We start from the raw sequence: 12,156 nt of genomic DNA, 5'->3' as shown, positions 1-12,156 counted from the left end.
CAGAGCCTCCTCGAAATGGCGAATTAACGGCTGGCCGAATGCTTTTGGGCAGCACGAATAAGCCTGCGCGGCGGGTCGGAGTCCCGGGCGCGGGCGGCTACCGCATGAGGTGTGGGCGAATGACACGCGACGCTCGTCTGGGCGCTCGCGCGTATTCGTCAGATGTGCGTGAACTGGAATCGGCGACCGTGTGGTCGCCGCCGTGCCGTCCGGAGCCGGCGCCTGATGGGACGGTGTCCGGAACGGAGACGAAGTGCCTAGCTAGTGATCTTTCCTCCAACTTCACTGCCGCCACGGATTCGATAACGGCGGTATGTCAGCTACATCACATGGATGTCATCCACGTATTGCGAACACTAGGCCAGGTCGAAATAAAAAGGAACTAAATGCTCTAAAAAAATCGGACAAGCGTCCAGATAGGGACCGGTGCGACCGGCCGCGGGCGGCTTTCTACCCGCGAGCAGCTCGGGCCCCCGCATGTGAGCTATCGCACTTTCAGATGGGCAGACTATGAGCCGAAACGTTGCATCTGCGTTGCATCCGCGCCCAGGCGCCGATCGAGCACCCGGATCTTGGCCTCGATCTGGGCGAACAGCGGCGAATCGCGATCAACGGTCGAGCGGTAGGCGACCCACGCGGCGGCGTCGTCGCGTCCCTCGGCGGTGGCGGTCCAGCGCCGCAGCGCCGCGGGATCACGCGAATCCAGCACCGAGGTCCGCAGCCGGACCCGCAGCTCATCGCGCAGATCGACGATGCCGGGCGCGTTCGAACGCGGCAGCACCGGGCCCGCATACAACCGCAATGCCGCATCGACGTCACCGGAGTCCAGGGCGGCGCGCAGGAAGTCGATATCGGTGGCCACCGGCACCTTCAGCCGATACGGCCGGGAACCGAACACCTCGGGCCCGACCACCGTGCGCAGCCGGGACATGGCGGCGCGGATGGTGCCGTTGTCCAGGTCGGTGTCGTCGAGCAGCAAGGCCAGATGGTCGGCGCCGAGCCCTTCGGGGTGCTCGGTGAGCAGCAGCAGGATCTCGGCGTGACGTTGCGACAGCGGCACCCGCTTCCCGGCGATGCTCAGCTGCGGCTGGCCGAGACCGAGCACATCGAGCCCGAGCCTGCCCCGATCCGGCGCCGCCTGGTGTCGATCGCGGGCACCGGCCGGTGCGTGCCGATCGGCCCGCATGGCCGTGAGCAGCAGATCCATTTCCGCTGCCGTGGCGGCGGCTTTCACCAGAGCCAGGATCTCGGGCCTGGCCACTCGTACTCCGCCGGCGATCATCAGCACGCCGACCAGCCGGCCATCCGGATCGTGCACGGGGGCGGCGGCACCGGTGAGCTGATGCATCCGGTGCAGGAAGTGTTCCGGGCCGTGGATCCAGGCGGCGCGTCCAGTGCGCACCACCATGCCGACGGCATTGGTGCCGATACGGCGCTCGCTCAGGTCGTCGCCAGCGCGCAGCCCGATCTCGGCGGCGGCGCTGATCCGCTCGGCGTCGCCGTGCACCGACAGCACCCGCCCGAACTGGTCGGCCACCACGACGATCAAACCGGTCCGGGCGGCGTCCTCGACGAGCAGCTTGTCGATCAACGGCATCAGCGCGGCGATCGGATGGGCATCGCGGTAGCGCTGGAGGTCCGCGCCGCGCAGCCCGCGACCGTCGACGACGTCCATCGGATCGATGCCACCGCGAACACTGCGCAACCACGATTCGAGCACCGCGGGGCGCAACAGACCGGCGAGCCGGGACAGCCGCTCACCACCGGCACCGAGATATCCATGCGCTTGAGCGGCATAGGCTTCCAGTGCACCGAGCTGCGTGCCAGGTTCTACTCCATGCCGCGAGGGGCGACCACCCGCAAGATTGCTGACCATTTGCCTTTCACCTACGACAAACTGTACCGGCGGGTACCGGCAACGACCGGCGGATGATCAGGTTTGTCCGCCAGGTCACACACGTCACGCCCGTCCCGTGAGTGTGAGCCACCTGGCATCGCGGGGCGTGGGTCAGCCGGACAACAGTTCGGCGGCGCGCTCGCCGATCAGCACCGCCGTCGCCTGCGGACCACGGCCCAGCGGCACCGGCACGATGGACAGGTCGGCCACCGCGAGACCGTCGACGCCGTGCACCCGGCAGCGCGCGTCCACCACGGCGCGGGTGTCGCCGGCAGAGCCCATGCGGCAGGTACCGGACAGATGTTGTGAGGTGGCCAGATGCGCGGTCAGCCAGTCGTCGGAGACCACCCCGGGAACCGGCTCCCCGGGGACCGCCCCCATCGCGTCCATGATCTCCGCCGACAACCGCACGGCCGCGCGCAGCCGGTCCCGATCCAGCCGCTGTTCCAGGTAGCGCTGGTCGATCCACGGCCGGTCAGCCGGATCGGCCGAACGCAGCCGCAGCTCGCCCGACCCGTGCGGGCGCATCAATGCGAGCGCGAACTGCCGGATTCCCGGCGTGAAAGCCATCGTGTACGGCCGGATTTCGATATCGCCGAGCTCGAGCACGTATTCGAGTACCTGGCTGCGCCGGTGTGGCGCGTCGTGCCGGTAGTCGATGCCGATCTCGGGATGGTCGGTGCACCATTCGCCCACCGGCAGCGCCTGCACGACCGGGATGCCCAGCGCGCGCAACCGCGCCGGATCACCGATGCCCGAACGCAGCAGCAGTGCGGCCGATTCGATCGCGCCCGCGCACAGCACGATCCGATCCGCCGCGATGAATTCCACGACGCCCGCACGCAGGCATTCCACCCCGATCGCCCTGGTCCCCTTGAACCGGATCCCGAGCGCGCTGGTGCCGGCCGACACGGTGAGGTTCGGCCGGGTGAGCGCCGGCAGCAGGTAGGCCTGTGCACTGCCGACGCGCAGGCTCGTGCCGGCACGCCGATCGATATTGGCCGGCACCGCGCCGAAACCCTTGTCCGCCGCGTCGGGCGCGTTCAGGTCCGGTATCTCGTCGAATCCGGTCGCCGCGACCGCCCGCACGAACGCCTCGGTCAGCGGGCTCCGGGTGGCCGGGCGGCGCACTGGGATGGGCCCTTCGGCGCCGTGCCCGGGCTGCGCGCCGAAGTCGTGATCATGTTCGAGGCGGCGCATCGGCTCGATCAGCTCGTCGTAAGTCCAGCCGCCGGTGCCGATCTCGCGGCTCCACGCGGCGAAATCGGCGGCGGGCGCGCGCACGAAATAGCACCCGTTGATCGACCCCGACCCGCCGATCACCCGTCCGCGCACCGTGGTGGACGTGGTGGTCGCCGTCAGCTGGATCGGATAGCGCCACAGCAGCGCCTCGTCGTCGAGCGGCAGTTCGGTGCCGTCACGCAGGCCGGGCGGGAAGCCATCGGGCGAGGTCCAGATCGGCCCGGCTTCCAGCAGTCGCACTCGGTGATCCGGGTCGGCGCTCAGGCGCGCGGCGAGCACGCAGCCCGCGCTGCCTCCGCCGACGATCAGCGTGTCAGCCATCCGGACCCATCGGCGCTCAGCGCGGCGGGGCGGTGGGCTTGAGCGCTTCGATACTGCGGGCCCGCCACGCGCCGAGCCACAGGCCGGTGCCGTAGGCGATGTCGTCGATGCGGCGGAAGGCGATGTAGCGCAACGGGTCGAGCCCGCCCGCGTCGCGGTGGGTGAACCAGTCGGCCAGGCCGTCGGCCAGCGCCATCGTCACCGCGATGCGCCGGATCCGCCGGGAGGCCACCATCGCCAGCACGGTGACCGGCCAATAGTGCCTGCACATGGCCGAGGCGAGGCGCCACAATCCGGCGAAGAAGCCGCGGGCCAGATAGATCGACGCGATCCGGGTGGGATTGTCGAGTTCGCCGAAGACGCGGCGCAACCGGCCCAGCGCGGCCACCAGGGTGAGCACGCCGCCGACGAATCCCCAGCGGGTCAGCGTGCCGAACAGCACCGCGGCCAGCATGGTCCACGACGGCACCGACAGCGGCGACACCATGCCCGCATGCCGTGCGCCCAGCGGCGCGGCGCCGGTGCCGTAGAACATCTTCCGGTTGAACCAGGCCCGGAAGGACACCCGGTGATCGTGGGCGACGTGCGCGGCGGGTTCGTAGCGCAACCGCCAGCCCGCCCGCTCCAGCCGCCAGCACAGGTCGACGTCCTCGGCGACGTGCATCGACTCGTCGAACCCGCCCTCGGCCAGCAGCGCGCCCCGCCGCACCAGCAACGCCGCACTCGGCACGTAGGACACCATCCCGCGCGATTGCACCGCCGATTCGCGCCTGCCCAGATCCAGCGAGGATCGGGTGTGCTCGTAGCGGGCCAGCGCGTTGGATTCCGGATCCAGCGCGACGATCCTCGGCGCGACCAGCGCGACCTCCGGATCGCTGAAATGCCCGAGCATGACCTCGAGCCAGCCGCTGCGTGGCACCACATCGGAATCCAGGAACGCCACGAACTCGGTTGTCGCCGCCCGCAATCCGGCATTGCGCGCGGCGGCCGGGCCGAGCGCGCGCTCATGCCGCAGCACGCTGACCTGGCAGCGGCCACCGGCCACCGGCGGTACCCGCACGGGCAGGTCGGAGCCGTCGTCGACGACGATCACATTGTGCCCGCGCAGGGCCGCCAACAGCCGCGCCAGACCCTCGGCATTGTTGTGCAGCGGCACGATGATGGTGACGTCCTCGGGCGAGGGCAGCAGTCGCGGCCGGGGGTTGGCCACCCCGGAATCGAGCAGCCGCCTGGCAACGACGGCGGACTTCGGGCCGTTGACCTCGAGGTACCCGTCGCCGATCATTTCGGCGGCTTCCGGGGCAAGGCGCAGCAACCTCGCGGGTGTTCCTCCGATCAGGATGCGTCCCCCGGAGTATGCGCGTACCCGTGGATCGATCCGCACCCCGAATCCGTCGGGAAGGCGATCATGGCGCATTCCTGGCATGTTAGACGGAGTTCGCTCGGCTGACATCAACAGTCGCGAAACACGCAACCAGTTCCGGAGTATTTCGCGTGGTAGGCCCGGTAACCGACAGGATCTGCGTTGCTGAAGGATTACTGAGCGAGTCCTCGCTCCGACGGCAACCGAATGGCAATCGCGTACCGCGCGGTCGGTGCGCGAGCCGCTCGCGGCCCGCGCACCGGTTCCGGCTAACGCCGCGCGCCTAGCCCAGCGGGCTTTCGTCACAGGCCCGTGACGGCCGCCGCGGCGGCGTGCTCAGGGTGAGCGGCACCGGCCCGGATTTGCGGCCACCAGAACGCCGCGGGGTGCTGCGGCGCGAGTGGTCGACCGACGAACGCGGCACCACCCGGCCCGCGTCGGCGAGGGCCGCCGCGCCGTAGCCCTGCACGCACTCCGGGTCCGGCCCGTCGGCGGGCAGACCGGTGAAGAACTTCGCCGCCATGCAGCCGCCGCGGCACGCATCGTAATGCGCACACGACGAGCAGGCGCCGCCGCCGGTGGGTTCGCGCAGCTGCCCGAACAACGCCGATTCCTTCCACACCGTCGCGAAACCGCCGTCGGCGACGACGTTTCCGGCGTGGAAGCGGTCGTGGATGGCGAACGGGCAGGCGTAGACGTCGCCCACCGGATCGACCAGGCACACCACCCGGCCCGCGCCGCACATGTTCAACCCGGGCAGCGCCTCACCGAAGGCCGACAGGTGGAAGAACGAGTCGCCGGTGAGCACACCGTCACCGTTGCGCAGCAGCCATTCGTAGAGTTCGCGCTGCTGTTCGGGCAGCGGATGCAGTTCGTCCCACACATCGGCGCCGCGCCCGGACGGGCGCAGCCGCGTCAACCGCAAAGTGGCGCCGTAGCGGTCGGCGATCTCCTTGAACTGGTCGAGCTGGGCGATATTGTGCCTGGTCGCCACCACCGACAGCTTGGCATCCTGGAAACCCGCCGCGGCAAGGTTTTCCAACGCTCGGATGGCCATGTCGTACGAACCGGGACCGCGCACCGCGTCGTTGACGGCGGCATCGGCGCCGTCGAGCGAGATCTGCACATCCACATAGTCACTGGCGGCCAGCCGCGCGGCGACCTCCGGCGTGATCCGGACGCCGTTGGTGGAGAACTTGACTCCCACCTGGTGCGCGGTGGCGTAATCGACCAGTTCCCAGAAGTCCGGGCGCACAGTCGGTTCGCCGCCGCCGATATTGACGTAGAAGATCTGCATGCGCTGGAACTCGTCGATGAGCGCCTTGCACTGCTCGGTGCTCAGCTCGCGCGGATCGCGCCGGCCCGACGACGACAGGCAGTGCACACAGGACAGATTGCACGCGTAGGTGAGTTCCCAGGTCAGGCAGATCGGCGCGGCCAGGCCGGATTCGAAGCGATCCACCAGCCGCACGGCGCGGTCGTCGTCGGCCGCGAAGGTCATCGGCTCCGGGGCCGCGGCCAGCGGCGCCGCCTCGGGGGCGCCGACGATCATCTGCGAATCGGCCAGCTGCGCCAGCGCTTTCACATACGGCGCGGCCGCGGCGTCATCGATGCCGGCGGCCCGCATGGCGGTGCGCACCGACGGCTGTGCGGGCAGTGACCGCACGATCTCGACGATCCTCGGGTTCTTCAGAAACGACAGCTTCCGCGTGCCGAAGTGATACAGCAACGCGCCGAACGGTTCCGGCCGCAGGGCAACCCGCGGATGCAGTTGCCAGCGCGTATCGAGATCGAGCATGGTCACCGCTCCTCTCAGCTCAGTAGACGCCGCACATACCGTCGATGGAGACCTCTTCGATGAGCGATTCCTCCACCAGCGGTGTGTCCTCGGCCGAGCGCTGCGCGACCGCGGCGATCGGGCCGCGGTTGTCGGTGTCGGCGGGTCCGTTGAGCCCCTTGTCCGGCATGGCTACCTCCACTCTGTTGGGCACTGTGGTCGCGGCCACAGGTGTAGCCGCGCTCACACACCATAACGTCATGAACTGACAAAAAGAAGCCGTTTCGGCCGACGAACCGACAGCGCCCGCACCGAGCCCTCTAAACTTTCCGGTGGCAAGCAGCTGAACAGGACGTGACGGGCGCACGCGCCCGCGGTGGTAGAGGTGGCATGGGAGTCGGGCGAACGCAGGCCAGCGGGGGCGGTAATACCCTCTCCGAATCAGAGATCGTGGAAGCCGCGCTACGGGTGGTCCGCGCCGACGGTGTGGACAAGCTGTCGATGCGCCGGCTATCGCGCGAACTGGGCGTTTCCCCGATGGCCCCGTACTACTACGTGGCCGATAAACGGGAGCTACTCGACCTGGTGGCCACCGCGGCACTGGCCGGTGTGCGCAAACCGCCGCCGGAGTCGGGCCCGTGGCAACAGCGGCTGCGTGAACTCATCGACCAGATCGATGAGAAACTACGCAAGCACCCCGGCCTCGGCGATGTGCTGATCGAGCAGATGCTCGGTAAGCAGCTCGACATCATCGCCGCGGTGATGGAGATCCTGTTCGACGCGGGATTCAGCGATCGCAACGTGCTGGCCGCCTACGCGACCATCCACACCTTCCTGTTCGGTCGCAGCCGGGTGAACCCGCGTGACCGGTCGGTGCTGACCGACGTCACATTGCCCGATGCGGTGGCCCGCGCCACCAAATACATGCCCGACCTGCGCGGCAAGTATTCGTACGACTTCGGCATGGGTGTGCTGATCGCCGGGCTGGAAGCCCAGCTTGTCCAGCAGCCCGATCCCGACGTACGATAAAACTGAAACACGTTCTAGTTTTGCCGTCCGGCACCGGATCGGCCGCGCACACGTTCGAGAGGACGCCATGACCACCGTCGAAGTTCCACACGGCTCACGATCGGTCGTGCTGCGGGTAGCCGCGGTCATCGCCGAGACCGCCGATACCTGCTCACTGGTCTTCGACGTTCCCGAAGAGTTGCGCGAACGCTTCCAGTACCAGCCGGGCCAGTTCCTGACCCTGCGCATTCCCAGCGACCTGACCGGCTCGGTCGCGCGCTGCTATTCGCTGGCCAGCTCGCCCTACACCGACGACCGGCCCAAGGTCACCGTCAAGCGCACCGAGGGCGGCTACGGCTCCAACTGGCTCTGCGACAACATCACCGCCGGTTCCGAGATCGAGGTGCTGCCGCCGTCGGGCGTGTTCACCCCGAAGGATCTCGACGAGGATCTGCTGCTGTTCGGCGCGGGCAGCGGTATCACCCCGGTCATGTCGATCCTGAAATCGGCGCTGGCCCGCGGCACCGGAAAGATCGTGCTGGTCTACGCCAACCGCGACCCGGAATCGGTGATCTTCGCCGACGAACTGCGTGAACTCGCCGACAAGCATCCGCAGCGCCTCACCGTCATCCATTGGCTGGAACCGCTGCAAGGCCTGCCCACCGCCGACGCGCTCGCCGGCCTGGTCCGCCCCTACACCGGCTACCGCGCCTTCATGTGCGGCCCGCGCCCGTTCATGGACCGCGTGCACGACGCGCTGGCCCAGCTCGACGTCCCGCGTAACCGCACCCACGCCGAGATCTTCAACTCACTGGCCGGTGACCCGTTCGCCGATCAGGCGCCGGTCGAGGTCAGCGACGAAGAGGCCGCCGACGCCGCCACCGTCGAGGTCGAGCTCGACGGCGAGGTGCACGAACTGCGCTGGCCGCGCAAGCAGACCCTGGTCGACATCATGCTGTCCAAGGGCCTCGACGTCCCCTACTCCTGCCAGGAAGGCGAATGCGGCTCCTGCGCCTGCACCGTCCTCGAAGGCAAGGTCGAGATGGAGAACGCCGAAATCCTGGATCCCGAGGACATCGAGAACGGTTACATCCTCGGCTGCCAGGCGCGGCCGGTCACCGATCACCTGAAGATCCAGTTCTGAGCCGGTTCGGCGCCTGACTCCGGCCGGGTCGGTTCGGTCGGCGAAGCGGTATATCGGGATTCCCGCGCTCCGCTATCGCATCGCGCGGTAGCGGGCGCGGCTTTCCGGATCCAGATGCTCGGTGGCGTAACTCAAAGCGGTACGCCCCATCTCGGCCGCGTGCCGATCGAGGAAATCGATCAGCAGCTGACGATCCACACGCTTGCCGACCTCGCGCAACATCCAGCCCAGCGCCTTCTGGATCAGATCGTGCCGGTCGGTGAGCAGTCGCTCGCTCAGCGCGAACGTGGTGGAGGCGTCACCGGCCTTGATGAAGGCGAAGGTGGACAGCAGCGCGACCCGGCGCTCCCACAGCGAATCCGAGTCGGCCAGCTCGAACAGCAGCTCGCGCGGCTTGTCCAGCAGCCACGGGCCGACGATGCGCTCGGCCGAGACGTCGACCAGATCCCAGTTGTTCACCCGGCCGCGCCGCACCGCGTCCAGGTAGAACCGCACCATCTCGGCACGGGCGGCCTCGTCGAAGGTGCGCGGCTTGGAGGCCCTCTCGAAACGAGTGTTGAGGATGATCAGACCCGCCAGCCGTTCCTCGTGCACCGGGCTGTCGAGCAGTTCGTCGATCTCGGTGAGCGCAAGCGCCGCAAACCGTTTGGCGACGGTGCGGGTGGCGGGCACCCGGACGCCGATGAAGACGTCGCCCTCGCCGTATTCGCCGGGGCCGGTCTTGAAGAACCGCTGGAGGTGCACCGCGTCGGCGGGATCGGCGTGCTCGGCGAGGGCGGCCCGCACCTGCTCGGCGGTGGCGTTCTCGGTCAACGTGTGGCCTCCGATCGCGATGTGCCGGGCGGTCAGCCGGTCGCGCCGAGCGCCCGCCCGGGTTCGAAAGCGGCAGCGGCGGCGGGCAGTTCGCCGGGGCGGCCGCTGTTGAGCACCCGCACCGTACCGTTGCCGGTGCTCGGCCGGCCCAGCGCGTCCATGCGCCGGATCGTCTGCGCGGCAACGGCCTGGGCGCTGTCGAACAATCGCACCCCGTCCGGCAGCGCGGCCACGATGCTGTCGACGACCAGCGGATAGTGGGTGCAGCCGAGCACCACACCCTCCACGTCGTCGGGAGTCCGCTCGGCCGCCGCCGCGATCGCGGCACGGGCAGCCACCAGATCGCCGGCGTCGATCGCATCGGCCAGACCGTGGCAGGCCACGCCGGTCACCGTCGCGTTACCGCCGAAGCGGGCGATGAGATCGGCCTGGTAGCGGCTCGCGGTGGTGGCCGCGGTGGCCCATACCGCCACCGAGCGGCAGGCGGCCGCGGCCGGTTTGATCGCCGGCACGGTGCCGATCACCGGAATGTCCGGGCCGACGTCCGCGCGCACCTGGTCGAGCGCGGTCACGCTCGCGGTATTGCACGGCAGCACGATCACCTCGGCGCCCATCGTCAGCGAGGCGCGTGCGGTCGCGACCACCCGCTCGATCACCCATTCCTCGGGTTTCGGCCCCCAGGGGGCTCCGTCGGGATCCAGTTGCAGCACCAGATCCACATCCGGGCGCAGCTTGCGCAGCCATGCCGCTGTCGGCAGCGAGCCGAGACCGGAATCGATGAGCGCGACGATCACACAGACAAAGGTATTAGCCCGCGCCGAGCAGCTCCGCCACCGGGGCACCCGCCGCGATCTTCGCCCTGGTCTTCATCACCTGTGCGGTCATCCCGGCGCCGACCACGCCGGTGAGCTTGCCGTCCTGGGTGTAGTAGGCCAGGAACTTGCGCCCGTCATCGGAGACGATGTGGATCTCGTCGGTGGGCCGTGGCGTGCCGAGCGCCTGGATCTTCACGTCGTACTGATCGCTCCAGAAGTAGGGCACCCGGGCGGCGGTGGGCGGCTCGGCGCCCAGCAGCGCGCAGGCCAGCAGCTTCGCCTGCTCGCCCGCATTGGTCCAGTGCTCGACGCGGGTGCGTGCGCCGTCATCGTGCAGCCAGGCCGCGACGTCGCCGACAGCCCACACACCCGGTGCGGAGGTGCGGCCGACCTCGTCGGCGAGCACGCCACCGCCCGCCGCCGGTTCGGCCAGTTCGATGCCGGAATCGGCCAGCCATTCGGTCACCGGACGTGACCCGACGCCGATCACCACCAGCTCGGCCGCGACCTCGGTCCCGTCGGTCAGCAGCGCGCCGCGCACTCGGCCGTCGTCGGCGGCGAGCAGCGAATCGACGCCGATGCCGCAGCGCAGGTCGACGCCCTCGTCCCGGTGCATGCGCGCCACCAGCGCACCGACCTGCTCGCCGAGCACCGAGGCCAGCGGCGTCGGCTGCGGCTCGACCAGCACCACTTGGACATCGCGCGCGCGGAAGCTGGCGGCCACCTCGCAGCCGATGAATCCGGCGCCGATGACCAGGGCGGTCGTGGCGTCGCCGAGTTCGGCGCGCAGTGCGCTGGCGTCGGCGTGATCGCGCAGTACATGCACGCCGTCGAGCTCGGGCAGGCTGGGCAGCCTGCGCGGGCGCAGCCCGGTGGCGATGATCAGTTCGCTGTAGTCGAGCACCGAGCCGTCGGCCAGCCGCAAGCGCCGGGCGGCGGTGTCGACGCCGACCGCCTCCTGGTTCAGCCGCAGATCGATCTTCTTCTCGGCGAAGAACTCCGCGGGCCGCAGCGTGGTGTCGTCGGTCTCGCCGCGCACGAATTGCTTCGACAGCGGGGGGCGGTCGTACGGCGGCCGCGATTCGTCGCCGAGCAGGATCAACTCACCCTCGTAGCCCGCGCGGCGCAACTCCTCCGCGGTGCGCAAGCCGGCCAGACCGGCCCCCACGATCACGATCGGCGCTGCAGTCATGCCGGCATCCCTTCCTTCGGGCCGTCCGTTCGGCCACCTCGCTGACGACAGTCCACCCTAACGTCCGCTTGGTCGGTGCTGTAGTGAGGACCATCACCTTCACCGTGCCATCGATTGCCACGCAATCGTGTCCATTCCTATATCGACCGGGCGGTCAATCAGGCCTATACCGAGGTCAGGACAGATTTTCGGGTCTGTCCGCACCAGCAAATGCAAGGAGGCATTTATGTTCACCGAAAGCCGTGCGCAAGATTTCCTGGCCGTAGTGCTGGGCGTCTTCGCCGCACTCTCACCGCTATGGGTGGAGACCAACGATCGGGCCATGTGGTCGTTGATCGTGCTCGGTGTGCTCATCGCACTGACCGGTCTGGCGCAGATGTACCGAGCTGAGATGGCCTCCGCCGATTACGCGATGGGCCTGTTCGGCGTGCTGATGTTCCTGTCCCCGTGGGTCATGGACTTCAGCGGCTTCAGTGGCGCATCCTGGACCGCATGGGTGGTCGGCGTCGTGACGGTCGTGGTCGCGGTGGCGGCGCTGCCCGCGGTCTCGGGACGGTTGCACGATATGGCTCCGCACCACTGAG

General features: G+C 68.8%; 11 protein-coding genes. 3 read left to right on the top strand and 8 right to left on the bottom strand.

Translation table 11 applies throughout. The annotated features are described in order from the left end of the window. Positions 1–508: 508 nt before the first annotated feature. The 5 genes from AC5W7N_RS08430 to mftA form a co-directional block, all read right to left on the bottom strand. Positions 509–1,876 carry a GAF domain-containing protein gene (locus AC5W7N_RS08430; RefSeq protein WP_175585783.1) on the bottom strand — a complete coding sequence of 456 codons (1,368 nt, stop codon included), beginning with the start codon at positions 1,874–1,876 and terminating at the stop codon, positions 509–511. A 132-nt stretch (positions 1,877–2,008) separates the two neighbouring features. Beyond that, positions 2,009–3,460 carry a mycofactocin dehydrogenase MftG gene (gene mftG / locus AC5W7N_RS08425; protein WP_495923471.1) on the bottom strand — a complete coding sequence of 484 codons (1,452 nt, stop codon included), beginning with the start codon at positions 3,458–3,460 and terminating at the stop codon, positions 2,009–2,011. A 16-nt stretch (positions 3,461–3,476) separates the two neighbouring features. After that, the gene (gene mftF, locus AC5W7N_RS08420) at positions 3,477–4,877 is read right to left on the bottom strand and encodes a mycofactocin biosynthesis glycosyltransferase MftF (RefSeq protein WP_163810000.1); all 1,401 of its coding nucleotides are present in this window, start codon (positions 4,875–4,877) and stop codon (positions 3,477–3,479) included. A 229-nt stretch (positions 4,878–5,106) separates the two neighbouring features. Next, entirely contained in the window at positions 5,107–6,621 is a 1,515-nt protein-coding gene (gene mftC / locus AC5W7N_RS08415) for a mycofactocin radical SAM maturase (protein WP_163810009.1), read from the bottom strand. Positions 6,622–6,640: 19 nt separating this feature from the next. After that, positions 6,641–6,739, bottom strand: coding sequence for a mycofactocin precursor MftA (gene mftA / locus AC5W7N_RS08410; RefSeq protein WP_197731646.1), 99 nt, complete (start codon positions 6,737–6,739; stop codon positions 6,641–6,643). A gap of 251 nt (positions 6,740–6,990) precedes the next feature. Between mftA and mftR2 the strand changes: the two genes are divergently transcribed. Both mftR2 and AC5W7N_RS08400 read left to right on the top strand, forming a co-directional pair. Then, positions 6,991–7,629, top strand: a complete 639-nt coding sequence (gene mftR2 / locus AC5W7N_RS08405) for a mycofactocin system transcriptional regulator MftR2 (protein ID WP_138450426.1) — start codon at positions 6,991–6,993, stop codon at positions 7,627–7,629. Positions 7,630–7,696: 67 nt separating this feature from the next. Next, complete coding sequence (locus AC5W7N_RS08400; protein ID WP_163810013.1) at positions 7,697–8,752, top strand: ferredoxin--NADP reductase; 1,056 nt, start codon at positions 7,697–7,699, stop codon at positions 8,750–8,752. Between the two features lie 72 nt (positions 8,753–8,824). Here the strand turns inward: AC5W7N_RS08400 and AC5W7N_RS08395 are convergent, their stop codons facing one another. From AC5W7N_RS08395 to AC5W7N_RS08385, 3 genes are read right to left on the bottom strand one after another with little or no spacing between them, the layout of a single operon-like run. After that, a complete protein-coding gene (locus tag AC5W7N_RS08395; RefSeq protein WP_163810015.1) occupies positions 8,825–9,565 on the bottom strand; it encodes a DNA alkylation repair protein in 741 nt (246 codons plus the stop codon). Between the two features lie 32 nt (positions 9,566–9,597). After that, the gene (locus AC5W7N_RS08390) at positions 9,598–10,359 is read right to left on the bottom strand and encodes a glutamate racemase (RefSeq protein ID WP_495923470.1); all 762 of its coding nucleotides are present in this window, start codon (positions 10,357–10,359) and stop codon (positions 9,598–9,600) included. Positions 10,360–10,372: 13 nt separating this feature from the next. Then, on the bottom strand, positions 10,373–11,572 hold the full coding sequence (locus AC5W7N_RS08385; RefSeq protein ID WP_495923469.1) for an NAD(P)/FAD-dependent oxidoreductase: 1,200 nt from the start codon (positions 11,570–11,572) through the stop codon (positions 10,373–10,375). Positions 11,573–11,798: 226 nt separating this feature from the next. Here AC5W7N_RS08385 and AC5W7N_RS08380 point away from each other — a divergent pair, with 226 nt between their 5' ends. Further along, positions 11,799–12,155, top strand: coding sequence for an SPW repeat domain-containing protein (locus AC5W7N_RS08380; RefSeq protein ID WP_163810022.1), 357 nt, complete (start codon positions 11,799–11,801; stop codon positions 12,153–12,155). Position 12,156 lies beyond the last annotated feature (1 nt).

This window comes from Nocardia sp. CDC519 (genome assembly GCF_059509835.1).
Note: the sequence above shows the minus strand (reverse complement) of the source record. Positions and strands in the feature narration are given on the sequence as shown.

Coding starts and splice junctions, on each gene's coding strand:
- mftC (WP_163810009.1), bottom strand. CDS start 6,621: ATGCTCGATCTCGATACGCGCTGGCAACTGCATCCGCGGGTTGCCCTG.
- AC5W7N_RS08430 (WP_175585783.1), bottom strand. CDS start 1,876: ATGGTCAGCAATCTTGCGGGTGGTCGCCCCTCGCGGCATGGAGTAGAA.
- mftR2 (WP_138450426.1), top strand. CDS start 6,991: ATGGGAGTCGGGCGAACGCAGGCCAGCGGGGGCGGTAATACCCTCTCC.
- AC5W7N_RS08380 (WP_163810022.1), top strand. CDS start 11,799: ATGTTCACCGAAAGCCGTGCGCAAGATTTCCTGGCCGTAGTGCTGGGC.
- AC5W7N_RS08400 (WP_163810013.1), top strand. CDS start 7,697: ATGACCACCGTCGAAGTTCCACACGGCTCACGATCGGTCGTGCTGCGG.
- AC5W7N_RS08385 (WP_495923469.1), bottom strand. CDS start 11,572: ATGACTGCAGCGCCGATCGTGATCGTGGGGGCCGGTCTGGCCGGCTTG.
- mftF (WP_163810000.1), bottom strand. CDS start 4,877: ATGCGCCATGATCGCCTTCCCGACGGATTCGGGGTGCGGATCGATCCA.
- mftG (WP_495923471.1), bottom strand. CDS start 3,460: ATGGCTGACACGCTGATCGTCGGCGGAGGCAGCGCGGGCTGCGTGCTC.